Raw genomic sequence first — 23990 nt, 5'->3', positions numbered from 1 at the left:
TCGGGCACGCTTTTTTTAGTAAATTTTTGATCTAGCAAAGAAGTCTCTCTAATTAAGCGTTAATACGTTTACGATTCTGTGTTGCTAGAGTCAGAATGGCAACATAGAAAGGTTGGAGGTTGAATTTTTTACCGAACTCAAATTTATAGGAAATCGTGACAGCATTGTTGGCTTTGTAATAAGGAGATGTAATGTAATGGATCGTTAATTCACTATCATCGAAGCCTGTGCCGCCTGTTTCCATCGTGACATCATAGATAGAGTCAAGATCAATGGAAGCGATCCTTGTTTTTTTGCCAGTAACACCTTGATGATCAATAAGAATAATTCTTTCATCTGTTACGATAAATGAATCTCTGACTAACTTAAAGCCTGTTGTCACCTTTTCGCTGGGCATGAGATAGATGCCATACTGTTTTGTGAGCTCATCTACGGAAACCTCTGAAAAATTGCCTAAAAGTCCATTCAAAAAACCTGCCATTTCGATCACTCCTTTTCAATATATTCCAATATTCGACAAATAGAATGGGATTACCTTCTTCCAAGATGATCCAAGCCGTTCATTTGGCCTTTTATGCATATTTGTAAGCCACTTGTTTCACTCTATAGAGGATAATTATGTGTCCCTAAAGGAGAATAGAAGCGATGTGGAAAAAGCTGAAAGTAGCAGCAATTGGTAGCATAGTAGTCATGATGGCAACTACAACCGCTTGTGGGAGGGGTAATGTCAGCCCCAATAATGCAGCACCAACGCAGAATCCTACCGCACAGTCAGGTACAGGCAATATGCAGTCTCAAAGTTTGTCACAAGCAGGACAAGGAACGAAATTAGGTAATGATGACGCTGTTGTACCCATTAAAGTGATTAACAATGTAAATTATGTAGCTGCACGTGAACTTATCCAAACCCTAAAGTTCCAGTCAAGCTGGGAAGCAGGAAATCAGAAGCTGTTAATTGGCGATAATGACGCAAACTTCGAAGTGACGATGAATTCGACGAAAGCCATGAAGGATGGTGCAGAAATCCGAGTTAGCCAACCCTTTATCAAGGAAGGTGATTCGGCTTACTTGCCAGTCTCCGCTTTGCCAGATTTGTTTCAAGAAGATATGTCATATGAAGTACAGAATGGCCAATTGTTGATTCATGCAGCTCCGGTTGCTCCAATTGAGCGTGAAGATGACAATGACCCCCGCGGTAACACAGCGGAGCTTGAATTCGGCGATGATCCAACGGATCCTTTCAAAGGTGAAGGTACGGGAGCTAACCCGGCATCTATGCCACAAGATGAGGGTGACCTTGAGGTGTGGGCATCCACTAATCAGGAAGAAGTAATTCCAGTTCTTAAGAACATTGATATTAATGCAATGATTAACAAAGGCAAGCAATATTTAGGTGTGAAATATCTATTCGGTTCAGGACCTTATCCGCAGACAGGAAAATTTGATTGCTCGACGTTTACCCAATATGTCTATGGAAAATATGGAATAAAGCTACCGAGGCTTGCTCGTCAACAAGCGACGCAAGGACAATTGGTTAGCCGAAAATCCTTGCGCAAAGGTGATTTGTTGTTTTTCTATGTACCAGGTCGATTCAAAACCAATAAAACAGTTGGACACGTAGGTATTTATATAGGCAACATGCAAATGCTAAATGCTTCACCTAAACCAAAGGATGGTGTTCAAATCATTAATATCAATAAACCGTATTGGAAATCAACATTTCTACGAGCAAAGCGTATCGCATATTAATCCAATAAAGTCTATCCTTAGGGATAGGCTTTATTTATTTTCACTAAATTGAAACAAATGGTCTGTTCGCGCGTTTTATCTAGTATAAAGATTTGGATGGAGGAAGATGAATCGATGAATATTGCACTCTTCGAAAAATTAGTGGACGGACAACTGCAAAAAATTAGTGAACGTCCATGGGATGAAAAGCTCATACAGGCCTTAAATGTAGCTAACTTTGTTCTTATTGGCGGTAAGGAATATGAAATGATTGAAGGAAGATTGAACTTAGATCTTAATGTTTTTGAGCTTCTGCTAGTTACGGTAAGCTCTGGAGGGGGAGGGAACAGGCAGTGAAACGACCGCTCAAAGTGCTTTCAACCTCTATAGGCATCATGCTAGTTAGTCAAATGCTGCTGCTATCTGCGCATGCTGTAGAGTCTCCTAATCCGAGTGCTGCTGGTGCTGGATCATCTAAGCTGGTTGAATGGTCTTCAGAAGACGTCAAAGCTTATTACGACCCTTCAGTTGACTGGAGCTTGCCTGTGCCCGTGCTATCGGATAATAAAACGACATCGCCTTCTCCGTCTCCAACACCTGCAGCAGGGGGGAGCTCAACGGGCATTGGAGGAAGTACGACACCCATCATTGTGAACCAGGTAACCGGTGGTGGTGGTTTTGGGTGGGATGATCTATTACTGTACCATTTGATTTTTAATACGGTAAGTCCTTACTCATCGAGTAGTTGGGGAAGCAATCACCGTTCCTATCATTATCGTTCCAATACACCATATGTGACGAAAACCTATCAACCTAGTTCGTTTTCGAACCGATCCACTACGAAGACACCAACAACCTCGAGTGGAACCGGCTCGTTTACAACAAATAAGTCATCGTCAAACAGTACGAGCGGCGGAACAACATCAAGCTCCAAATCGACCTCAACCTCTTCCGGTAGTATTGGCGGTAAATCAAGTGGTTTCAGCTCTTCGTCAAGCTCCAGTTCAGGAGGTTAATTTCTGTGATATATGAAGTCATAGGGACGCCTTCTGCCGACAGAGATCATAGGGTGCTGCAGCTGGCGAGCCTTGGATTTACATGGGCAGATATGGAAGAGGAAGCGTATTGGATTGACCAACTTGTGGTCATGGAGCGGCATGCATATGAAGAACTTATCCAGGCGGCTGGCGCTTTGTGGCGCGTGTTTGATAAGACGGTTCGTTATGTGAAAGGGAAAAGGGAGTTATATGAGCTCTTGTCTATTCCTGAAGTGCTGTGGGATGGGTTAGACCGGCTCGAACCGGGTGCCGCGGGCTTGATTAGTCGATATGCCAGATTTGATTTTACCGTGGATCAGCAAGGAGAAATTAAGCTTTTAGAGCTGAATGCAGATACACCTACAGGCTATGTAGAAGCAGCAATCGCTACACCCTGGTTATGTGATCAAATGGGAATAGAATCACCGAACCGTGCGATGAAAGAACTAATACGCTCAGCGTGGGAGATCGAAGCGCCTGACTTTGCTGCCTGCATCGCATATGGAAAGCATATTGAAGATACAGGAACCATAGATGCTCTTGTAGCGCATAGCGGGAGAAGGGTGACCTGTGTCGATTGTTTAGATTTATGGATTGACGAAGGCGCCGTTAAGGTCGGAGAGAACCAAATTATCAGCAAAATGTTTGCGCTATATCCGAAGGAATGGATGGGCATTGATGATGGAGGAGAGGCCTTCTCTTATGCGATTGAAGAACAATTCATACAACTTTTCAATCCATTACATGCGGTCATCTTGCAGTCAAAAGGCTTGCAAGCCATCATATGGGGCTTGCATAAGAAAGGAGCAAAATTGTTCACCTCAGATGAGCATGAGGCAATAAGGACCTATATGCTGCCTACTTATATGACGCCGGATCTTACAGGTGATTACGTGTCCAAATCCATGTTCGGTAGAGAAGGCGGCTCGGTTGAGTTGTATAACTCGCAGGGTGAATTAGAGGTCAAAGATGAAGTTGGCTTTGACACGAGTGTGTTTTTCAAGCGTGTTTATCAGCAGCGAGCTGATTTGCCCGAGCTATCTTTTGCTCATGGAAATAAACATTTATTAACAGGTCTCTTTGTCCTTAATGGAACACCGTGCGGGCTATTAGGGAGAGCAGGTGGGATAATTACAGGGAATGCGAGTCAATTTGTAGCGATAGGAGTGAAAACACCTTGAAACAAGGACGATTTTGGCTATTGGCCGCGGGCCTCGTTGTATGCATCCTAATCATTTGGGGCATTAGCAGTGCTTTTCATAAGAAGCCAGCTGTCCTGAGTAAGGCGACGATGGGAAGTCCAGCAAGCACAAGCGATAGGAGTGGTGAAGTACCGTGGGATTATCAAGTACAGCAGGCGAAAGTAGGGGATTTATTGGATGGGGATATGGTCCTGCTGCCGAATAATGAACGGATTTCGAACGATCAGAATTTTGCTACAGGGGACCAAGTGTGGGTACTGAGCTATATGCAAGCAACAATGAAAACGGATGATCAAGGGAAGAACGATGTGACACTTTCGCAATGGAAGCCAATTAAGACATTTAAAACGAAAGAAGAAGCTGAAAAAGATGTAGGGGAGTTAAAAATAGAAATTAAGACGGATGTGAAATTAGTAGGGGTTTACAAAACGGAGCAGGATGGCAAATTTCGCTATTTCGCGGTAGCTGATCTACCAACTGGACAGAAAGTGAAGCAGCCCATCCCAGAGGAACGCTATGTAAGCTTTAAAAACAAGAAGGAAGTACAGGTTATTCTAGAGGAAGTACATGATTACAGCAATTTTGATCAATCCATGGCGAAATTTCGGGGGTGGGCAGAATGATAGTTTTGGATCTAGTAATTAGTTTATTTGTGATTGTCCTGCTGCAATTCGCAGGTATGTATGTGTTTAGTTTAATGACGCCCTACCGCGATATGGAGGAAATAAACAACGGCAATGTAGCCGTAGGCATTACCATGGGTGGTAAATTTGTAGCTACGGCGATAGTATTAGGCATTGCAGCTTATACGAATTCTTCGATTTGGCATATGAGCTTATGGTTCGCGGTAGGGTATGTATGTTTGGTTGCTACGTATTGGATCTTTGATTGGCTTACACCTGGAGTGAAGCTATCTGATCAACTAAAGCAAGGGAATGTAGCTGTTGGCACGCTGCTAGCTGCCGTTTATATTGGAATCGCAATTGCAGTCAGCAGTCTTATTATTTAATTAAATCGCGATTTTCGTTATTTCAACGTCGCAAAGCTGTGATAAATCCAAAAATTGATTATCAATGTTAATGAGCGGTCGGAAGAAATCAGATGGATTTGTCATGACGATCGTACCGACGCGTCCGTCACTGAGTGACACTTTCTTACCGATAAAATTAGGAATCATGTTGCGGATAAATACTTGCGTGATTTTCGGATCAAGCTGGCCAAAACTCATGCGGTGTAGTTCCTTCAGAACGATCAGTAGATCACGTTTTTCCTGGTAAACCCGGTTGCAGATCATAGCACTATAGACGTCTGCAACCGAAATGATTCGTGAGTACGAATGGATTTCTGTACTCTTTTTGCGTAAAGGATAGCCTGTACCATCCATTCGTTCATGGTGCTCTAGAGCAACGAGAGCAAGGGTATTGTCATTTAAGGATTTTTTGATGATTTCATAACCGTATATTGTATGCTTCTGAATTTCATTGTACTCATCGTTGGTTAACTTTGCGGGTTTATGTAGAATGTCTGAATGGATTTTGCTTTTGCCGATATCGTGTAGATAGCCTGCTTTTCCAATATGAAGGGCTTCTTTCTCACTTTTATTCATCCACTTGGCAATATAGTAGGATAACATACCTACTTGCACACTGTGCTGATACGTATAATCATCTTTGCTGTTCAAAGAAAGCAGTAGCGAAACAACGTCTTTCTCCTCCTGAAAGCTCTCTATCATCGGATTGAAAGCGGATTCTATAAGTTCATTTTGAATAGATTCCCCGTTTTCGACGGCAGCAAATAAATCTTTTATACCGGTGATTGCATCGTTAAAAGAGTGTAATTGCGTGCTATTTGCTTGTCGGACTGTAGGTTCTTCAAGCACATTTATGGCTTCATTCCCTCTAGGATGTATATCTACATATTCTACATTGTGGCGATTGAGCATCAAGATATCTCCCGCATCTACGACAGTACCTGATGAAAGCAAATGAAGTCCTACCATATTGTAGGAATCAGAAATAAGTTTATCACCAACAATAAGTTGAAGCACATGTATACGCATAGAAGCTCCTCTCCTAGTCCTATAATCCGTAGGTATATAGTTATACTACATCCCAATATATCGGCTGTAAAGACTTTTAGCCTGAATTAAATCTTCAGTTCCTTGGATGAGAACGCGGCCATCTGGAAAGATGATCATGTGCAGATCCGGGGCTGCTTGGAACTTCAAAAGGAAGCGGTTTTTCTCTACCGGACCCAGTGGTTTTAATCGTTCTTCCCAATATTCAAGCGGTTTATCAGAAGCATTTACCGGATGAATCTGGACGGAATTACGACCGCATAAGGATTGAATCGTGTCACTTTCCACGCCGACTTCTAAGTAATCGTACTGCTTCATTGCGCAGGCAGGACAGTCTGATTTAAGCGCACCTGCTACACTAATCGCTGAATTCTGATTGAACCATAAGTCCCATTGCTGCATTTTAAGATTAAGCTGTTCGTTCGCGCCAACAAGCAATTTAAGAGCTTCCGTTGCTTGAAAGGAAGCTACAACATGAATGATTCCGCCAATAACGCCAGCGGTATCGCAGGTTTCAGTCGTGCCTGCGGCGGGTGCTTGTGTGAAAAGGCAGCGAAGACATGGCGTTTGTCCCGGGATGATCATCAAAGAGACTCCTCTGGAGGCGACCGCACCACCATAAATCCAAGGAATCCCTAGTTTGATACTTACATCGTTAATCAGGAACCGAACGGAAAAGTTATCGGTACCATCTAGAATTAAATCTACATCACTTAGCAGCTGTTCAGCATTCAAGGAATTCAGATCGGTTACATGAGGCTCAATCGTTACCTGTGAATTCACGAGTTGTAACCGTTTTGCTGCTGCAATCGCTTTGGGTGTGGTGGAAGCTGCATCCTCTTCATCGTAGAGCATTTGTCGTTGTAAGTTGCTAGTATCGACAAAATCACGATCAATCAGTCGTACGTAACCGACCCCTGCACGAACCATATGGTTGGCAAGAACGGTGCCTAGAGCACCCATTCCTACGATAGCAACTCGACTTCCTCCGAGTTTGCGCTGTCCGTCTTTGCCGATGGGGGAGAACAGGACTTGTCTAGAATAGCGCGTATCAACGTCATCATAATGATCTATATGTAAATGTGTGTCCAAGCGTGGTCATCTCCAGTCTGGTTTATTCGAATTGTGGCGTTTGGAGCGGGTTCCAAGGACCTGTTTGGCTGCCTTTCCACTCCGAACCATCTTCCCATATCTCTTTTTTCCAAATGGGTACGATTTGTTTCAGGCGTTCAATCGCATACCGACTTGCTTCATAGCAATGACCGCGATGCGGGGATGAAACGGCAATAACGACGCTGGCTTCTGCAATAGCGACCTTGCCCAAACGGTGTGTAATTGCACAAAGCGTGCCTGGCCACTGAGCTTCTATCTCCTCACCGATGGTTTCCATGGTTTTGAGTGCCATCGGTATGTAGGCTTCATATTCCAAAAGGACGGTCCGCTGCCCATAGGTCATCTCTCTTGTTGTCCCTATGAAGGCAAGCGAAGCGCCATGATTAGGGTGGTTGACTTTAGAAGCTACCTCAGCTGGATCAATCGTATCGTGGGTGATTTCATATTTAGAAGGTTGACCGCCTGACACAGGGGGAATCAGTGCAAGTTCATCTGCAGCTGTGACGATTTCCTGATCTCCGGCATAGGCTTGATTTTTAGCAAAAAAACAGGTCGCAAGTTGGGTGGAAGCTGCCGGATAGGCTGCTGTGATCTGCTTTTTGAGCTGCTCAATAGAAATGGATTCTTGTTCGATATCTATAATTAGGACGGAAGTCCCGAATAGGTCTACCAAACCTGCAAAGAGTTGGATGTTTATGTTCACGGCTCTGCTCCTAATGGCTTAGTTGTTGGAATCCCTTACAGCATATCATATTTTGACCTGAAAATGGTATAATGGGTAGAGCATTTGGATGACAAATGGCGCTTAGGATGAAAGGGGAAATGTATTCATGCAAGAAGATATGCGCATACAAGTGTCAGACCTACATATAAAAAATGAAGCATTCACGATATCCGAGATGGTTGCTCTTGCTGAGCAGCAGGTATCGCTCCAGGAGCGTGTACCGAATGTGCAGGGAGATGCTTTTGATTTAAAATCGTGGTATCGGAGCTGGAAGAGAAGCCGTAATGGGGGGCATGCTGAAGAACCTACGCATCTGAAAGTAGAGGCAGTAGACGAATTTGAAGCACTAATGCCTTGGTCACAATTAGATTCTGCCTTATTTCTATATGTTCAAGATGGACAGGCGCTCAAGAAAGATTATCCGATTCGTCTTTATGTGCCAGATGGCAGCAGTGAATGTCTCAATGTTAAAAGTGTTATCAAAGTGTGGTTTCTTCATGATCAGGCGCTAGGGGAAGAAGCGACTTTCGGCTTCAAAAACAGAGTGGCACTTGATGAGCTTAAATTCAAGAAATGAGAGGACATTCTGCTGCATAAGATTAGACATGCTTCGGATCTGACTTACAAAGAAAAGAGGTGAACGGTGTGTCTGAGCCCTTGCAACGACTCGTTATTTTACATACGAATGACATTCATAGTCATTTTGAACAGATGCCCAAAATTAGCGCGTACTTTGATCGCGTACGTCGACTGTGGCCGGCTGATCAGGTGTTGACACTTGATATTGGCGATCATATGGACCGGATGCGCCCAGAAACGGAAGGCACGAATGCTTCTGCCAACTTGGAAATTATGAACGCGACCGGTTACGAAGCGATGGTCATGGGTAATAATGAAGGGCTAACGTTTACACCGGAATTGTTAAGAACGGTTGTGAAGGAGCATGCCAAGTTCCCAATTATAGGAAGCAATATTATAGAAGTGGCGACAAATAAGACGCCGGATTGGATGCTTCCTACACTTACGATTGAGAAATCGGGTCTCACCATTGGACTCATTGGGGTAACAGCGGCTTACCAAGCGTACTATGAACTGCTTGGATGGCATGTAACGGATCCCATCGAAGCTGTAAAGGCCTATGCTAGGCTTCTTCGCCCAAGGGTGGATATCATTGTTGTCATGTCCCACTTAGGATTGCGTTCCGATCAACGTATGGCTGAGGAACTGGAAGGCATCGATGTGATCCTCGGCGGCCATACGCATCATGTGCTTGAGGAGCCGCTCCTGCTCAGCGGCACCTATATTTGCGCGGCCGGCAAATTCGGTCAGTACGCCGGCCATATTGAACTTGCCTACGATCCGGAGCAGCGCCGGATCGTGGAGCTCCAAGGCGTCGTCGTCCCTATGACGGACGCAAGTGAAGAAGACAGCAGCGTTACCGAGCTGCTGGAGCACTACCGCATCGCCAGCACGGCGGCGCTGAATGCGGAGGTGGCGCAGCTGCGGGAACCGCTGCGCCTCGATTGGTACGGCGAATCCCCGCTCGGCAACTTGCTTGCCGCGGGCATTCGCCGCTGGACCAGCGCCGAGATCGGGCTGGTCAATAGCGGCCAGCTCCTTCAGGGACTGAAGGAGGGGCGCTTGACTCGCGGCAGATTGCTAGAAATCTGCCCGGGTCCGATCAACCCCTGCCGTGTGCTGCTCAGCGGGGCGGATCTGCTGCAAGCGCTCGAAGAGTCGCTGCTTGGCGAGTTCATGGAGAAGCCGATTCGAGGCTTCGGCTTCCGTGGCGAGGTGCTGGGCGTGCTGTGTGTCGACGGATTGACCGTCATGACCGACAGCACCCGTGCACCTTACGAACGCATCATCGCTGTAAACGTAGGCGATGAGCCTTTAGACCTTAGCCGTGACTATGTTGTTGGCACGATCGACATGTTTACTTTCGGCTCAGGTTATTTATCGCTCGGTCGCGGTAAGCAGGTGACGTACATGCTGCCTGAATTTATCCGTGATGTACTAGCTTCTGAGCTTCGCGATGAAGACGCGATAGTAAGTAGTCATTTCTTAAGATTTACGGAGAGAAGACCAAATGCAAATAACGAATAAGTCGAACAAGCACGACCTTTGTCGAAGGAGTTGTCAGATCTACCAAGTTACAGGTAGAATAGATAATTGGACAGGAGTACATCTATAAACTCTCAACTCATAGGGGGAAACCATGCATACTATTTTTGAAGCGATCATCATTGGGATCGTAGAGGGATTGACCGAGTTTTTACCGGTTTCTTCTACGGGGCATATGATTCTAGCACAAAGCCTATTAAACACCCAAAATGATGAAGTCATGAAAACCTTTGATTTTGTCATCCAGCTTGGCGCCATTATGGCCGTCGTCCTCATTTATTGGAAACGGATTTTATCTTTATTCGGGTTAGTGAAAAGGAAAAGCGAGAGTAGGACAGGAAAGAAACTGAACTTGCTGCATATTCTTATTGGGATCATACCCGCAGGGATCGTCGGCGTCTTGTTTAATGATATTGTCGACGAGAAGCTTTTTAACGCAACTACCGTGTTGATAGGGCTTGTTTTAGGAGGTATCCTGTTAATCATTGCAGAGAAGAAGAAGGAACAGCCCAGTGCTGTAGTTTTAGATGATTTGACTTATCGTCAAGCGTTCTTCATCGGTTTGTGGCAATTGGTATCCATTTGGCCAGGATTCTCCCGGTCTGGATCGACAATTGCGGGGGGAATGCTGTCCGGCGTAAGCCGCGCTGCCTCTGCCGATTTCACGTTCATTATGGCGATTCCAATTATGTTTGGAGCTTCAGGTGTCTACTTTCTTAAAAACTACGAAGCACTTTCTTCGAATGACTTAGGTTTCTTTGTAGTCGGTTTTATCGTTGCATTCATCGTTGCTTTGTTGGCTGTTGTTTCTTTCATCAAGTTTGTTCAAAATATGAAATTAACGTATTTTGCTTACTATCGGTTTGCGGTAGCCATCATTTTCGCTCTTTATATGTTCTTAAAGTAACAATAACTGTTTCGTTTATCGAACCGCGTCGAATGATGCGGTTTTTTATATTGAACTTTTTTGTGAAATCTATTACATTTAGATAGAAAGTAACGCTCACCTATTCGGGGGTCCTGAAATGCTGTTAATGCCGATCAACATGTGTCATCCTGGAATGAGGTTGGCCAAGAATATTTACAACGACGATGGTATGGTCCTGCTGGCCGTTAATGTTGAGCTTTCTCAGAGACTCATTGATCGACTTTTTACATACGGTATCGACTACATATATATTCAAGATTCTCGAACCAACGACATCATTCAAGAGGATGTTATTCAAGATGAAACGAGAACGAAGGCTATTCTCGAAATCCGTAACACCTTTAAGAAGGTGATGGAAGATTCGAACAAACGCGGAGCCGTTAATTATTATGATATCGGGCGTAATTTCCGTGATGTGATGAAAATGATTATTGACGATCTAAGCGCTCATCAAGGGGCTATGGTCATGCTCAATAATATGAATGTGAAAGATAATTACTTATTTCAGCATTCTGTGAATGTAAGTATTTATGCCATTATGCTGGGAATTAGCTTTGGGTACAGTCGTGAGAACCTTGAAACACTCGGATTAGGCGCTTTGCTTCACGATATTGGTAAGACGAAAGTACCACTTGGTATTCTTCGCAAGCCTTCGCAATTGACCGAGCAAGAGTTTACTGAGATGAAGAATCATACGACATACGGTTTTAACATTTTGAAAGATGAACCGAATATTCCTCTTCTGTCTGCGCATTGTGCTCTTCAGCACCATGAGCGAGTTAACGGAAGCGGTTATCCGCGTGGGATTCAAGGTACAGAAATCAACGAATTTGCCAAATGGGTTGGGTTAGTTGATTCTTATGATGCTATGACGACAACAAGGGTATATAGAAGACCTTTACTGCCGCATGAAGCTATGGAGCAACTGTTCGCAGGCTCGGGCACGATGTATGATCAAAGTCAGATTGCCTTATTCCGTGATAAAATCGCGATTTACCCATTAGGCATAACCGTTCGATTGAATACCGGGGAGTTTGGCATTGTATCTAAGTTAAACGTAACCGTGCCTCATAGACCGATCGTTCGCGTGCTGCAGGATCAAGCCGGTCAAGAGCTAAAGGAACCGTATGAAATTGACCTGTCAACGAAGCTTTCTACATTAATTTCAGAAATTGGGGAAATTAATGTAGACGAATTTAATCCAGACGAAAGTATGCCAACCATATTTTAAGATAAAATATAGATAACAAGCATGAAGAACCTGGGCATCCAGGTTCTTTTTGCAAATTAGGGGGATGCGTGTGAGAGAAACAGCTGTGAAAGGGAAGTTTTGGAGATGGGGATATGCGATGCATCGTTTCCGATGGCTCGTACTAGTTATTGGCGTGCTTCTGCTTCTCAGCTTTGCCATTTTTGCACAGAAAACACCGGGTATGCTCAAAGACAACGGCTTTACGCCTAGAGGTAGCGAGTCCGATCGTGGCCTCATTCAACTGCGGGATGAGCTTGGCGTCCCACTTACGATGCTGAACCTTGTTTATAAAGGGGAAGGGATCGACATGACGGACAAAGTACATCAACAAGCCATTATGGACTCTCTTAACGAACTTACGAAGCTGCCGTATGTAGAAAGTGTGAAATTCGTAGCGACACCTCGTAACGAAGGTCATCTTGATGTGACGGCAGTAACCGTATCCCTAAATCTAGATACCGACCCTGCTTTGGAGAAATATCCGGAGCTTAAGGAACGCGTTCATCCGCCAAATGGCATGAATGTATATGTGACTGGTGGACCAGCTATTTTGCATGATATGCAGGAAGCGAGTAAGCATGACATTGCCAAATCAGAAGCGATTGGTTTACCGATTGCGCTGATTGTATTATTAATCGTGTTTGGTACCCTAGTCGCCGCGCTATTACCTATGATCGTAGGGCTTATGAGCGTTACCCTTACATTAGGGATTACCTATTTTATCGCCCAGCACCAATCCTTATCGAACTTCCTTCCGAATATGGTGACGATGCTCGGTCTTGCCGTAGGAATTGATTACGCTTTGTTTCTTGTAAGCCGCTTTCGAGAGGAACTCAAGGTACAGAAGAATGTGGCTGAAGCTGTGGCCATGACTTGTCAGACGGCGGGGAAATCAATCTTTTTTTCCGGAATAGCGGTACTGATTGGGCTGCTTGGCATGCTGTTCGTAGATCTCACCTTTTTCCGCTCCTTGTGTTTGGGCGGCGTAATTGTCGTGTCGATATCCGTTATCGTCGCGAATACGATGCTGCTGTCGCTTCTCGGTTTACTTGGTGAACGGATTAACTCCTTGCAGGTCGTTCCTAAACGCTTTCGCAAGCAAGAGACGTCCCGCTTTTGGGAACGGATCGCTTATGCTGTAATGAAACGTCCCGTTCTATTGGTTGTCATCGTCGGGGGTGCCCTAATCTACACCATGACCCCGATGGGTCATATAAAGTTAAATGTACCGAATGCTGAGGTGCTGCCTCCCAGCTACGAATCCCGATATGGCTCGGAATTATTGAAGGCGGCCTATGATCCGCGTATGATGGGGCCCATCCAAATTGTTATTCATACACAAGGAGAAGTGTGGGATGAGGCTTCGATTCGACAAATTCGGGCTTATAGTGAACAGGTTAAAGGGGTATCTGGTGTAAAAGAAGTACAGAGTTTTATCAGTTCACTAGGTCAACATTCCGATGCTGAATTAGCAGCCATGCTAAGGAATTCAAATGTCAAAGCTCAAATAGAAGGCAATAAATTTGCAAAAGATCGCACTGCTCTGATGGTTGTAGTGCCGGAGAAAGATACCGATGATCCTGCGACGGATGTCCTTGTCCGAGAACTTCGCAGCTTAAGTAAGGGCGGACTTGATATTGCAGTCACGGGCGGACCGGCCTATAGACTGGATATTATAGATCGCATTCAGAATGAAATTCCTGAAGTATTAACTTTTGTGATGGGGATTACCTACATCGTACTATTGCTTGCCTTTAGGTCCGTTTTGCTTCCGCTCAAGGCTGTATTAATGAACATGCTCAGTCTTGGCGCGAGTCTCGGTGTTGTTGTGTTAGTGTTCCAGCATGGATACATGGCTGATCTGCTGCACATAACGTCCATTGGTTATGTCAGTGCAACGCTGCCAGTTATCATTTTTTGTGTAGTGTTTGGCATATCCATGGATTATGAAGTATTTCTGATTTCTCGCATTATGGAGGAGTATGAAGCAAGCGGTGACAATGATAAGAGTACGGCTGAAGGGCTTAAGAAAACGGGAAGCTTAATTACAAGTGCAGCTTTCATTTTAGTTGTAGTTGTAGGATCATTTATTTTTACAGATATCGAAATCATGAAAGCGTTGGGGCTCGGTCTAGGTCTCGCTGTTCTGATTGATGCGACCATCGTTCGAGTGATGCTCGTTCCTGCACTCATGAAACTGCTTGGGGATGCGAACTGGTGGGCACCTAAGTGGCTGCGAATGAGTTCGAAACCGAAAGCTGAGAAGCAGTAGCGGAGCTTCAAAATAACTTGCCGCAGTTTCCTTTTTTGCGAATCATAAGTTACAATAAAGGGCATAGGTATAGGCATGATAGGAACAATTAGCTTGTGAATAGGAAATGATAGGTCAGGTGTAAACAGCATGAATATGAATGGAACAAGCTCCATCTTACCGGAGTTAACCCCCGCTTACGATCCATGGGACCCTATTCGGTCTTATCGCAAATACGGGAAACACGTACTAACAAGTGTAGAGCTTACAATTACGAATTTGTGCAATATGCGATGTGAGCATTGCGCAGTTGGGGATTCGTTAACCATGTCGGAAGGACCGCGTATTCCCTTGCCGATCATTTTGAAGCAGCTGGACCAGGTTGAGCATTTAGAAACGATCAGTTTGACTGGTGGAGAGCCTTCATATCACATCAAGATCGTCAAGGACTATATGCTGCCAATCCTCAAATATGCACGAGAGCGCGGTATTCGTACACAAATCAATTCTAATTTAACGCTTGACTTAGCTAGGTATGAACTTCTCGCTCCTTATCTGGATGTCATGCATATTTCTTTCAATTACTTGAATGCTGACGATTTCCATCAAGTCGGCTTTGTGAATAGCGGGCATCCTGTTGGTCATGATACCGCGGCGCGCATGTATGAACGCATGGTTGATAACACGATCGCGCTTAGCAAAGGTGGACTTTATGTCTCAGCGGAATCGATGATTAATACACGCACACATGAGAAATTACCGCAGATTCATAAACTGATTGAGGAAATGGGCTGCAAGCGCCATGAGGTTCACCCGATGTATGCCAGTTCCTTTGCTTCTCATCTTCCTATGGTATCTCTGGACGAGTTAAGAACGAGCATTCATCGGTTGTTAGACAGCCGGAATCGTGACATGTGGATGCTGTTTGGCACACTGCCATTCTTTGCTTGCAACGATCTTCAAGAGGACAGAAGATTGGTTAAAAGGCTTCGCGAGGAGCCGAATGTAACCGTACGTAATGATCCGGATGGACGCAATCGCTTGAATGTGAGCACTTTTACAGGAGAAGTGTTCGTCACGGATTTTGCCAATGAACCACCTCTAGGTAATATCCATGATGACCAGTTAGATACCATTTTTGCCCGTTGGGAGAATAATCCGCTGAATCAGCGTGTAAACTGCTTCTGCAGCAGCGCTTCTTGTTGCGGCCCTAACCTGCTGGTAGCTGACTCGTATTACCGTTCTGTTGATTTCAAAAGCCGCAAAGCTATCATCTAATCATATTACTGAAGGAGATATACGTTTGCCACATACTTCGTTTGATTTCGGTTCCATTGTTCTTAACCTGATAGTTGTCATTATATTAGTCCTGCTCAATGGTTTCTTCGTTGCTGCTGAATTTGCGCTTGTGAAGGTTCGACAATCCCGCATTCAACAGTTAGTCAATGAAGGCAGCGGCAAAGCAAAGTATGCCATCAAGGTAACATCGCAGTTAGATACTTATTTATCAGCAACACAATTGGGGATTACACTTGCCTCTCTGGGACTAGGCTGGGTTGGTGAGCCTGCCATCTCAGAGTTGATCATGGAACCCCTCTTACATAAGCTTCAAGTAGAGACTTCGGTGTATACGACAACCTTGTCTTTCATTGTTTCATTTGGATTTATTACGTTCCTGCACATCGTGCTCGGTGAGTTGGCCCCGAAATCGTTCGCGATTCAAAAAGCAGAATTAACCTCGCTTTGGCTCTCAGCGCCACTGCTCTTCTTCTACAGGCTGTTTCGCCCGATTATCTGGGTGCTGAATGGTACGGCAAATAAATTTCTATCTTGGATTGGTGTAGAGCCAGCAAGTGAGCATGAGGCCGCCCATACGGAGGAAGAGATTCGTATCCTGATGGATGAGAGTGTGAAAAGCGGCCATATTGATCAAGATGAAATGGTGCTATTCGATAATATTTTTGAATTCTCAGAACGTATTGCCCGTGAGGTTATGCTGCCGCGGACGGATATGGATTGTCTATTCCTTGAGCTAAGCTTCATTGATAATTTACATATGGTCCATGAGACAAAACATACACGCTACCCTGTAGCTGATCAGGATAAGGACAACATAGTCGGTTTCGTTCACATTGCTGATTTATTGACAGCTGATCCCGATGAAGAGCAGGAAATTAAAAACTTTATTCGACCAATTCTCAATGTTCCAGAGTCGATGGAAGTCAGTCGTGTATTGAAATTAATGCAGAAAAAGCATTCTCAACTTGCTATCGTTATTGATGAATACGGTGGTACTGCAGGACTTCTAGCACTAGGGGACATTCTGGAGGAGATTGTTGGGGAGATGCACGATGAGTTCGATATCGATGAGCGGCCAGGTGTTGAGGTCAAAGATAAGTATACGTCCGTAGACGGCCGTGTCCTGATTGAAGACTTGAACGATATGCTGGATCTGGACATAGAGGACGATGATGTAGACTCTATCGGTGGTTGGTTGTTTAAGAAGCTTGAAGGTGCACCTGTAAAAGGCAAAAGAGTGGCTTTCGGCAACCACGTGTTTGAAGTATCGGAAGTAGATCGACTGCGTATCGTGCGCATTCACATAACGAAAATCAACGCTGTCAGACCTGCAGATGAGTAAAGCGGAGGAGTTCTGATGTCGCCTAAGACGATCTTAATCATGGTGCTTGGATTGCTGCTATTGTACGGATTGTTCACCATAGGTTTGCCATTTTTACTCGCGCTCGTGACAGCTATTTTCTTGGACCCTTTAACTGTGCTTCTCATGCGAGCTGCAAGGGTGAACCGATTGATTGCAGCTACGATCATTTGTACCGTATTTACGCTGCTGACGTTGACCTTATTTTATTTCATCGGGTTAAATGTCGTCACAGAGCTCATTGACCTTGGCCGCAAAGCACCAAATTATATGGATGAAGTGAATAAGTATATGGATCAAGCTGTCAACCGTACACAGTTGTTCTATGATTCCTTGTCACCAGACATGGCGGCACAAGTGCAAACTTGGCTGGAAAGCAGTACAGAAACCTTAACTGGGGCGTTAACCAATGTATTAAGCGGCATTTCTGGCTTCTTTTTAAATATGGCTGGAAAAATTCCGAATTTATTTATCTTAATGCTCATGTACGTCATTGCTTTATATTTGTTTATGTTTAGTTTGCCAAAGCTTAGGATGTCTTTTCTATCCATGTTTGAAGAGCATTCCAAAGGAAAGATGGAAAACGTGCTGACTTACCTGCGGGAAGCTATCTTTGGCTTCATTCGAGCTCAGCTCATCATGGCTGTACTAACCTATTTAGTCACGTTTATAGGCCTATTGGTCTTAAGAGCTGAATATCCGTTAGCCATTTCCTTATTAGTGATGGTTATGGAGTTCGTTCCTGTGATTGGTACCGGGCTTGTGTTTATTCCTTGGCTCGTCTATCAACTGCTGATTGGACACACGGGAATGGGTGTGGGATTGTTAATCCTATTCCTTGTTTTAACGATATTCCGCCGCATTGTAGAGCCTAAAGTGCTCAGTGATGCTGTTGGAATTAATGCGCTCGCTGCATTGATCAGTTTGTACATTGGTTTCGAGTTATTAGGAATAACAGGTCTCTTTCTAGGGCCGTTGGTTGTTATTATTTATCAAGCTATGCGTAAAGCTGGCCTGTTGAACTTAAATATTAAGCTGGATTGAGCCACAGTACATGAACAGGGTGGTTGGGTATGAAGTTAATTTTATTTGATTTGGATGATACACTGTTTGACTTCTCAAGTACGTGGAATGTCGTGATGAAAAAGATGTTCGCGGAACATGAGGTGACAAAAGAGTATGACAACGAGGCGTTCTTCTCTGCATTTCAAAAGAAAAGCGACGAGCTATACTACCTTTATGAGCAGCGCATTTGTTCTGTGGAAGTGTATCGTAACCGAAGGCTGATCGAAACATTAGCTGAACACCAGTATACGATGTCGGAAGATGAGGCAGAAGCTTTCAACCTCCAATACGTCCAACAATATGAAAAAAGCTTAGAGCCTGATCCTCACGTGTTGGAGCTGCTGCTGAAGCTCAAGGAGCGTTATCAGTTAGGAATCATTACGAATGGACCTCACGATATGCAAGAAGGTAAAATAGTGCGTCTAGGTTTGAAGGAATTGTTTCCTCCCGAGCAGGTGTGGATCTCTAATGTCGTTGGAATGGCCAAGCCTGATCCACGTATTTACCAACTGGCGCTTGATTATTTCAATGTGCTGCCAGAGGACACCTTATTCGTGGGTGACTCTTGGGAAGCGGATGTAGCTGGTCCGCTGCAAATTGGCATGAAGGCAGTTTGGCTCAATAAATATGGTAAAACGCCTCCTGCCTCCGACTCTGATAAGAAACCGCTTGCGATCGTTCGTCAGCTTCATGAACTTATTCCTTATCTAAATTAGTACGCCCTCGAAAGCTGTTTCATAAACAGAAGTCCCTGCTTAGTTGCCATATGGTAACGCAGCAGGGATTTTTTTTTCAATATACGCGCTTGGCTCCTAAATATTTAGGTCCCCAATACGAATTCATCATACTCTGAGGATAAATGCCAGCTGACCTAGTAGCCGATAAGAACTGACCGTTCCCTAAGTAGAAGCCTACATGGTCTACCACTCCCGGAGTCGCAATTGCAAAGAAAACCAAGTCGCCTGGCTGCAAATTTGGTTGGTTTACGGAGATTCCTGAATCAAAAAGGTTTTTAGACGTTGTCCGTACAGCGGGTATCCCATGTTTATTGAACATGAAATAGACAAAGCCAGCCGACACAGAACATACAATATGGAAATGTTGGAAAACATGTGATTTTGGCCAAGTCATGTCGCATATAACGAGCATATAGGCCTCTGTTGCTACGCCTGATTTCATTAACTCCCAAGACAGAAGAGGAGGAGAGATATGCATATGCATGCGGATTCGCAATTTAAAAAATATTTCCCATTCATCGGTCCGTTTGATCCTTGTCCACCCATTCGAGTGAAATTGTATAACACACCGCCACAATTATATATTAACTTTCAACCGCCCGGCTTGCCACAGTTTAGCCCCTATGAAGCACTGAGAAAAGGAACGCTCTGGCCGGCGCTTTACGGGCCTTATGAGTCCAAAGCAGTAGAAGGAGGCCCATTGACATGAGTGAACCCATGTTGCCTGAGTCGTATTACAGACAGCTTCACGATCTGCAAGCCGTAGACTTCGTCTTAGTTGAGCTGACGCTGTATTTAGATACTCATCCTGATGACCTGGGTGCCATTCAACAATACAATCAATTCGCACAGAAGAGGAAACAAATTGCTGGGCAGTTTGAGTTGGAATTCGGTCCCCTCATGCATTTCGGTCAAAGTTATACCAAACAACCTTGGCAGTGGTCTGAACCTCCATGGCCATGGCAAGTCTGAGAAGGAGGAGAGCGCATGTGGATTTATGAAAAAAAGTTGCAGTATCCAGTCAGAGTCAGTAAATGCGACCCTCGGATGGCTAAACTGCTCCTTGAACAATATGGGGGTGCTGACGGGGAGCTTGCTGCGGCATTGCGATACTTAAATCAGCGGTATACGATCCCAGACAAGGTGGTGGGGCTGTTAACAGACATTGGGACAGAGGAGTTCGCCCATTTAGAAATGATTGCAACAATGGTGTATAAGCTTACAAAAGACGCAACCCTCGAACAACTGAAAGCCGCTGGTCTGAATGACCACTATGCAGCTCATGACAGAGCGCTCTTCTATCAGAGCGCATCTGGTGTACCTTGGACGGCTACCTACATACAAGCCAAAGGAGACCCCATCGCGGACCTCTATGAGGACATTGCCGCAGAAGAGAAAGCAAGAGCCACCTATCAATGGTTGATTGATCTAACCGATGACGTTGATCTGCAGGACAGTCTAAAGTTTCTCCGCGAACGGGAGATTGTGCATTCCCTGCGATTTAGAGAAGCAGTTGAAATTTTGAAGGATGATCGGGAAGCGCAGAAGGTTTTTTAGCAGGGGGAAGGCTGGCTAGCTAGGATTAGGAAAAAAAGTGGGCCGGGAGGCCTGCTTTTTGTTTTTGGTAGAGCTTTGTTTTTCATCGCTAACGGTTGAAATTGTAAGACGTAAGCTCGGAAAACGACATCTTAGCCGTCGTCCACTAACTTCATGGCTGGTCTGGCTTACTTTAGGCTCGGAAACCGAGCTTATCATAAGCACTACTAGTTGAAAGCGCGTTTTCGGAGCCTATTTGCCAATTCTTCAATTCATCCTCATCTGAAAGCTCCGAAAACGACGTCTTAGTCGATATCCACTTGCTTCAAAAGTGTTCTCGTTTATTTTAGGCTCCGAAAGGGTGGGGGAGAGAAAAATTGAAAGCTTTTGCAGAAAAAGATGGAACCGATTGAACTGATTGAAATGATGTAATGATGCAAAGGAATGCCTGCCGTTGCTTGAATGATCATAATTAGTGAATTCCAGCCTAATTGTTCCTGGCTGCAAACAAGCCTAAGAATTCCTTCAGCGCAATCGTTGTGGTGGATAAACCGCTGGAAGATGGAATGAATTTGCTGATACTGAGGTACTGCTTCTGTTGAGAAATATAGTCGGTAGGGTAGGGGACTACGTCAATTTTGAGTTTTTGGAATTGCTTAACGGATCGGGCCATGTGGAAGGCAGATGTGATGAGTATTGGAGCTTTCCAGCCTTTTTCTGTGAGAATAGCTTGAGTATTCACGGCATTTTCCTCGGTATTGAGACTCTTATCGTCCATGGAAATGGACGATTCGGGTACACCAAGCGCGAGAAGGTGCCGTTTGGCAATCTGTGATTCATTGCCCGTGTCACGAAACACTTGACCGCCAGATAAAAGGATGGGGAGCTTTGTGCTTCGGTATAGTTCAGCAACCGTTAATACACGCGCGGCCGTGTTCCCTGTCAGATATCCTTCCCCTTTGGTAAGAGGGTCTGGAGTATCCAAGGTTGCGCCTCCAGTTAGTAGAACTAGCACGTCGCCGGACACTTGAGCTGGTGGTGTGTACCTTCTTTCAATGGAATTTAGTAACGTATTGCCGAAATAAGGCATGGAGGATACGCCTAGAAGAAGTGCAGCTAGACCCACAAGAAGTGTACCAAGGTACTCTTTTTTTTGCTTCAGCCATAAAGCTATTGCCAAGAGTAGAAGTATGATAATTCCAGGAGGGAATAGTAGGGTGTAAGCGATTTTTATCAAATAAATCATATCAGGCGTCAAACCCTTTCTTGTGCAAACTCAAGTATGGTGTTAGGGGTTTTCGACAAAAGTTGGTACTTTCCTGCAAATTTACAAGAGCTTCAAAGTAGTGAGATGCAAAAAGCCCCGACTTCGCGATTAAAACGAAGTCGGGGCTAGTATCAACGAATATGTGCGTCAAGTCAACTTATGCTGTAATTTCTTTGCCGCGAACCCATACATGTTCGAGCTCTAATTCAGGGCTGACGAGCAGCAAGTCAGCCTGCTTGCCCTGCGCAATCGAGCCGTGCGACGTCTCGAGGCGCAGCAGCCTCGCAGGGTTGCCGCTTGCGAAGCGGCTCGCGTCTTCGACGCTGACACCGACCTCGCGCACCATAAACCGGAGCGCCTCGATCATCGTCAGCGTACTGCCGGCGAGCGCGCCGCCTTCCGTCAGCCGGGCTACGCCCGACTGTACGGTCACGGCTTGCCCGCCCAGCTCGTACTGCCCGTCGCCGAGTCCCGCGGCTGACATGGCGTCCGTGATCAGCAGCAAGCCATGCGGCTGCTTGACCATGGCCAGCAGGCGAATCGCTGCTGGGTGCACGTGGTGCCCATCAGCGATCACTTCGCCGCTGATGCGTTCGTCGGTGAGTATCGCACCGACGGTTCCGGGTTCGCGATGATGCAGCGGCTTCATCGCGTTGTAGGTGTGCACCGCATGCGAAAGCCCTTCGCGAACCGCCGACTGGATGTCGGCATAGGTCGCGTCGGTGTGGCCGCAGGCGGCAACGATGCCACGATCGCGCAGCCACGCGATCATCTCAAGGCCCCCCTCGCGTTCGGGGGCCAAGGTCAACTGCTTCATGAGCTGCGGATAGCGCTCGTGCCAGTCTTCGATCCAAGAGAGCTGAGGCGGTACCATGAGGTTCGGATCCTGCGCACCTGCCCATTTGGGTGAGATGAAAGGCCCCTCCAGATGTACGCCAAGCAGCTGAGCGTATGGCATCTCTTGGCTCTTATAGCGGTCTACTTCACCAAGCACCCGATCAATCGCTTCTCGAGTCGCTGTCATCGTCGTAGCTAGCATGGAGGTTGTGCCGTGTAAGGCATGATACCGAGTAATAATGTCAAGTGTCTCTGGATTCGCATCCATGAAATCGGCGCCGTAACCACCATGAACGTGAACATCGATGAATCCTGGTAACAACCAGCTTCCATGGGCATCGACTGATCTAGCGGTAGAGCCTGCAGCTGAAGGGTCCCACTGGGACATATCGCCAACAAAAGCAATAAAGCCATCCTTCACATGAAGGATGCCTTGCTCGATGATTCCCTGCTCAGTAACGATTTTAGCCCCCGAAATCACAAGTTCACTCATTCAAAAAGCCTCCCTGCCTCAGCATCAAGAAGAACGACAAGGTGTGGGTGAGTTTGCAAAAGGGTTGCCGGAATTTCTGTTGTAATCGGACCTGTAAGTGCGCGATGTACGATTTCGGCTTTATCGGCTCCTCGAACGATCAACAGGATCGTTTTAGCTTTCAAAATGGTGCCTACACCCATGGTTAAGGCATGCGTCGGAACTTCATCGATGGAGTTAAAATAACGTGCATTCGCTTCGCGAGTCTCCGCTTTTAATTCTACGCGGTGTGTACCGCTGATCAAGGAATGATCGGGTTCATTAAAACCAATATGCCCGTTATGTCCAAGGCCGAGAATTTGCAAATCGATCTGCTTTGCTTCTTCCAAAAGTTGGTTGTAACGCTCGCATTCGGCATCTAGATCTGCTGAATTTCCGTTGGGGATATGAGCCGCAGCAGCAGGTAAGTCAATATGTGCAAACAAATGCTGCTGCATATAAGCGTGATAGCTCTCTGGGTGATCTACCGGTAAGCCGACATATTCATCTAAGTTAAAGGTAGTGACAGATTTAAAGCTAACACGTCCTTTATCGTAAGCCTTAACTAGCTCCTCATAAATGCCTACAGGTGTTCCACCTGTGGCTAGCCCCAATACTGCTTTAGGCTGCATTTGGACAAGCGAGGTAATAATGCCAGCTCCAGCTTCATTCAGCTCTTGTTGATTTTGAAAAATATGAAGATTCATAATCGTCTTCCTCACTTTCATAGATAAGTTATCGAATAGGTTTTTTTGCAAGATGTGATACCTATTTTGATTAATTATGATGGGATTTTGCATAAAAATATCATTTTGAAAACAAATTACTCTCATTTCAATCATAACTGAATTTTTTCTTATCGGCAACAGGCTTTTTCCTAAATATGAATATTGACTTACATGGGTATGTTTGCCATTCTTATTTAAGATCATAACCATTATT

The 23990-nt window shown here is 45.2% G+C and carries 26 protein-coding genes; 18 read left to right on the top strand and 8 right to left on the bottom strand.

Translation table 11 applies throughout. The features are described from left to right. Window positions 1-52: 52 nt before the first annotated feature. A complete protein-coding gene (locus GC098_RS09655) occupies window positions 53-481 on the bottom strand; it encodes a PH domain-containing protein (RefSeq protein ID WP_171642964.1) in 429 nt (142 codons plus the stop codon). 164 nt (window positions 482-645) lie between these two features. Between GC098_RS09655 and GC098_RS09650 the strand changes: the two genes are divergently transcribed. The 6 genes from GC098_RS09650 (at window position 646) to GC098_RS09625 (ending at window position 4976) form a co-directional block, all read left to right on the top strand. Next, window positions 646-1749 carry a C40 family peptidase gene (locus tag GC098_RS09650; RefSeq protein WP_171642963.1) on the top strand — a complete coding sequence of 368 codons (1104 nt, stop codon included), beginning with the start codon at window positions 646-648 and terminating at the stop codon, window positions 1747-1749. Window positions 1750-1845: 96 nt separating this feature from the next. Then, window positions 1846-2085 (top strand): hypothetical protein, encoded by a 240-nt coding sequence (locus GC098_RS09645; RefSeq protein WP_246358520.1) that lies wholly within the window; start codon window positions 1846-1848, stop codon window positions 2083-2085. Continuing rightward, entirely contained in the window at window positions 2082-2744 is a 663-nt protein-coding gene (locus GC098_RS09640) for a hypothetical protein (protein ID WP_171642962.1), read from the top strand. Before GC098_RS09645 ends, GC098_RS09640 begins: the two co-directional genes overlap by 4 nt. A 5-nt stretch (window positions 2745-2749) precedes the next feature. Beyond that, on the top strand, window positions 2750-3946 hold the full coding sequence (locus GC098_RS09635; RefSeq protein ID WP_171642961.1) for a glutathionylspermidine synthase family protein: 1197 nt from the start codon (window positions 2750-2752) through the stop codon (window positions 3944-3946). Further along, window positions 3943-4590, top strand: coding sequence for a hypothetical protein (locus tag GC098_RS09630; RefSeq protein WP_171642960.1), 648 nt, complete (start codon window positions 3943-3945; stop codon window positions 4588-4590). Before GC098_RS09635 ends, GC098_RS09630 begins: the two co-directional genes overlap by 4 nt. Next, complete coding sequence (locus GC098_RS09625) at window positions 4587-4976, top strand: DUF350 domain-containing protein (protein ID WP_171642959.1); 390 nt, start codon at window positions 4587-4589, stop codon at window positions 4974-4976. The genes GC098_RS09630 and GC098_RS09625 overlap by 4 nt, the downstream gene beginning before the upstream one ends. On the opposite strand, the gene GC098_RS09620 is transcribed toward GC098_RS09625, so the two are convergent. From GC098_RS09620 to GC098_RS09610, 3 genes are read right to left on the bottom strand one after another with little or no spacing between them, the layout of a single operon-like run. Beyond that, a complete protein-coding gene (locus GC098_RS09620) occupies window positions 4977-6026 on the bottom strand; it encodes an HD-GYP domain-containing protein (protein ID WP_171642958.1) in 1050 nt (349 codons plus the stop codon). It lies immediately after the preceding gene. Between the two features lie 45 nt (window positions 6027-6071). Further along, window positions 6072-7136 (bottom strand): ThiF family adenylyltransferase, encoded by a 1065-nt coding sequence (locus GC098_RS09615; protein WP_216625218.1) that lies wholly within the window; start codon window positions 7134-7136, stop codon window positions 6072-6074. 22 nt (window positions 7137-7158) lie between these two features. Then, window positions 7159-7860, bottom strand: coding sequence for a molybdenum cofactor biosynthesis protein (locus tag GC098_RS09610; RefSeq protein ID WP_171642957.1), 702 nt, complete (start codon window positions 7858-7860; stop codon window positions 7159-7161). Window positions 7861-7987: 127 nt separating this feature from the next. On the opposite strand from GC098_RS09610, the gene GC098_RS09605 reads away from it, so the two are divergent. From GC098_RS09605 to GC098_RS09565, 9 genes are all read left to right on the top strand, one after another. Next, window positions 7988-8458: a hypothetical protein gene (locus tag GC098_RS09605; protein WP_171642956.1), complete on the top strand. Its 471-nt coding sequence runs from the start codon at window positions 7988-7990 to the stop codon at window positions 8456-8458. Between the two features lie 68 nt (window positions 8459-8526). Continuing rightward, window positions 8527-9987 carry a bifunctional metallophosphatase/5'-nucleotidase gene (locus tag GC098_RS09600; RefSeq protein WP_312880021.1) on the top strand — a complete coding sequence of 487 codons (1461 nt, stop codon included), beginning with the start codon at window positions 8527-8529 and terminating at the stop codon, window positions 9985-9987. A 112-nt stretch (window positions 9988-10099) separates the two neighbouring features. Continuing rightward, entirely contained in the window at window positions 10100-10912 is an 813-nt protein-coding gene (locus GC098_RS09595; protein ID WP_171642955.1) for an undecaprenyl-diphosphate phosphatase, read from the top strand. A gap of 118 nt (window positions 10913-11030) precedes the next feature. Next, window positions 11031-12164, top strand: coding sequence for an HD-GYP domain-containing protein (locus tag GC098_RS09590; RefSeq protein ID WP_171642954.1), 1134 nt, complete (start codon window positions 11031-11033; stop codon window positions 12162-12164). Between the two features lie 64 nt (window positions 12165-12228). Continuing rightward, complete coding sequence (locus GC098_RS09585) at window positions 12229-14457, top strand: MMPL family transporter (RefSeq protein ID WP_171642953.1); 2229 nt, start codon at window positions 12229-12231, stop codon at window positions 14455-14457. Window positions 14458-14586: 129 nt separating this feature from the next. Continuing rightward, a complete protein-coding gene (yfkAB, locus tag GC098_RS09580; protein WP_171642952.1) occupies window positions 14587-15714 on the top strand; it encodes a radical SAM/CxCxxxxC motif protein YfkAB in 1128 nt (375 codons plus the stop codon). Window positions 15715-15739: 25 nt separating this feature from the next. Then, window positions 15740-17077 (top strand): hemolysin family protein, encoded by a 1338-nt coding sequence (locus GC098_RS09575; RefSeq protein WP_171642951.1) that lies wholly within the window; start codon window positions 15740-15742, stop codon window positions 17075-17077. A gap of 15 nt (window positions 17078-17092) precedes the next feature. Beyond that, window positions 17093-18139: a sporulation integral membrane protein YtvI gene (gene ytvI, locus GC098_RS09570; RefSeq protein WP_171642950.1), complete on the top strand. Its 1047-nt coding sequence runs from the start codon at window positions 17093-17095 to the stop codon at window positions 18137-18139. A 29-nt stretch (window positions 18140-18168) separates the two neighbouring features. After that, window positions 18169-18876 (top strand): HAD family hydrolase, encoded by a 708-nt coding sequence (locus tag GC098_RS09565; protein WP_171642949.1) that lies wholly within the window; start codon window positions 18169-18171, stop codon window positions 18874-18876. Window positions 18877-18952: 76 nt separating this feature from the next. On the opposite strand, the gene GC098_RS09560 is transcribed toward GC098_RS09565, so the two are convergent. After that, on the bottom strand, window positions 18953-19339 hold the full coding sequence (locus GC098_RS09560; RefSeq protein WP_246358519.1) for a C40 family peptidase: 387 nt from the start codon (window positions 19337-19339) through the stop codon (window positions 18953-18955). 30 nt (window positions 19340-19369) lie between these two features. On the opposite strand from GC098_RS09560, the gene GC098_RS09555 reads away from it, so the two are divergent. From GC098_RS09555 to GC098_RS09545, 3 genes are read left to right on the top strand one after another with little or no spacing between them, the layout of a single operon-like run. Next, the gene (locus GC098_RS09555) at window positions 19370-19606 is read left to right on the top strand and encodes a spore coat associated protein CotJA (protein WP_376773852.1); all 237 of its coding nucleotides are present in this window, start codon (window positions 19370-19372) and stop codon (window positions 19604-19606) included. Further along, window positions 19603-19869, top strand: coding sequence for a spore coat protein CotJB (locus tag GC098_RS09550; RefSeq protein WP_171642947.1), 267 nt, complete (start codon window positions 19603-19605; stop codon window positions 19867-19869). Before GC098_RS09555 ends, GC098_RS09550 begins: the two co-directional genes overlap by 4 nt. Before the next feature lie 15 nt (window positions 19870-19884). Beyond that, complete coding sequence (locus GC098_RS09545; protein ID WP_171642946.1) at window positions 19885-20454, top strand: manganese catalase family protein; 570 nt, start codon at window positions 19885-19887, stop codon at window positions 20452-20454. A 466-nt stretch (window positions 20455-20920) separates the two neighbouring features. Here GC098_RS09545 and GC098_RS09540 read toward each other — a convergent pair whose 3' ends face one another. The 3 genes from GC098_RS09540 to nagB form a co-directional block, all read right to left on the bottom strand. Continuing rightward, window positions 20921-21679: a YdcF family protein gene (locus GC098_RS09540; RefSeq protein WP_171642945.1), complete on the bottom strand. Its 759-nt coding sequence runs from the start codon at window positions 21677-21679 to the stop codon at window positions 20921-20923. A 178-nt stretch (window positions 21680-21857) separates the two neighbouring features. Further along, a complete protein-coding gene (nagA, locus tag GC098_RS09535) occupies window positions 21858-23030 on the bottom strand; it encodes an N-acetylglucosamine-6-phosphate deacetylase (RefSeq protein WP_171642944.1) in 1173 nt (390 codons plus the stop codon). Next, the gene (gene nagB, locus GC098_RS09530) at window positions 23027-23755 is read right to left on the bottom strand and encodes a glucosamine-6-phosphate deaminase (protein ID WP_171642943.1); all 729 of its coding nucleotides are present in this window, start codon (window positions 23753-23755) and stop codon (window positions 23027-23029) included. Before nagB ends, nagA begins: the two co-directional genes overlap by 4 nt. Window positions 23756-23990 lie beyond the last annotated feature (235 nt).

This window comes from Paenibacillus phytorum, assembly GCF_013141715.1.
Classification (GTDB): Bacteria; Bacillota; Bacilli; order Paenibacillales; family NBRC-103111; genus Paenibacillus_E; species Paenibacillus_E phytorum.
This window is presented reverse-complemented; position numbering and strand designations above follow the sequence as displayed.

Bases quoted from the DNA above. Each gene is read 5' to 3' on its own strand.
- nagB (WP_171642943.1), bottom strand. From the start codon at position 23,755: ATGAATCTTCATATTTTTCAAAATCAACAAGAGCTGAATGAAGCTGGA.
- GC098_RS09590 (WP_171642954.1), top strand. From the start codon at position 11,031: ATGCTGTTAATGCCGATCAACATGTGTCATCCTGGAATGAGGTTGGCC.
- GC098_RS09620 (WP_171642958.1), bottom strand. From the start codon at position 6,026: ATGCGTATACATGTGCTTCAACTTATTGTTGGTGATAAACTTATTTCT.
- ytvI (WP_171642950.1), top strand. From the start codon at position 17,093: ATGTCGCCTAAGACGATCTTAATCATGGTGCTTGGATTGCTGCTATTG.
- GC098_RS09645 (WP_246358520.1), top strand. From the start codon at position 1,846: ATGGAGGAAGATGAATCGATGAATATTGCACTCTTCGAAAAATTAGTG.
- GC098_RS09565 (WP_171642949.1), top strand. From the start codon at position 18,169: ATGAAGTTAATTTTATTTGATTTGGATGATACACTGTTTGACTTCTCA.
- GC098_RS09650 (WP_171642963.1), top strand. From the start codon at position 646: ATGTGGAAAAAGCTGAAAGTAGCAGCAATTGGTAGCATAGTAGTCATG.
- GC098_RS09555 (WP_376773852.1), top strand. From the start codon at position 19,370: ATGCATATGCATGCGGATTCGCAATTTAAAAAATATTTCCCATTCATC.
- GC098_RS09625 (WP_171642959.1), top strand. From the start codon at position 4,587: ATGATAGTTTTGGATCTAGTAATTAGTTTATTTGTGATTGTCCTGCTG.
- yfkAB (WP_171642952.1), top strand. From the start codon at position 14,587: ATGAATATGAATGGAACAAGCTCCATCTTACCGGAGTTAACCCCCGCT.
- GC098_RS09585 (WP_171642953.1), top strand. From the start codon at position 12,229: ATGCGTGTGAGAGAAACAGCTGTGAAAGGGAAGTTTTGGAGATGGGGA.
- GC098_RS09540 (WP_171642945.1), bottom strand. From the start codon at position 21,679: ATGATTTATTTGATAAAAATCGCTTACACCCTACTATTCCCTCCTGGA.
- GC098_RS09545 (WP_171642946.1), top strand. From the start codon at position 19,885: ATGTGGATTTATGAAAAAAAGTTGCAGTATCCAGTCAGAGTCAGTAAA.
- GC098_RS09655 (WP_171642964.1), bottom strand. From the start codon at position 481: ATGGCAGGTTTTTTGAATGGACTTTTAGGCAATTTTTCAGAGGTTTCC.
- GC098_RS09595 (WP_171642955.1), top strand. From the start codon at position 10,100: ATGCATACTATTTTTGAAGCGATCATCATTGGGATCGTAGAGGGATTG.
- GC098_RS09605 (WP_171642956.1), top strand. From the start codon at position 7,988: ATGCAAGAAGATATGCGCATACAAGTGTCAGACCTACATATAAAAAAT.
- GC098_RS09560 (WP_246358519.1), bottom strand. From the start codon at position 19,339: ATGAAATCAGGCGTAGCAACAGAGGCCTATATGCTCGTTATATGCGAC.
- GC098_RS09550 (WP_171642947.1), top strand. From the start codon at position 19,603: ATGAGTGAACCCATGTTGCCTGAGTCGTATTACAGACAGCTTCACGAT.
- nagA (WP_171642944.1), bottom strand. From the start codon at position 23,030: ATGAGTGAACTTGTGATTTCGGGGGCTAAAATCGTTACTGAGCAGGGA.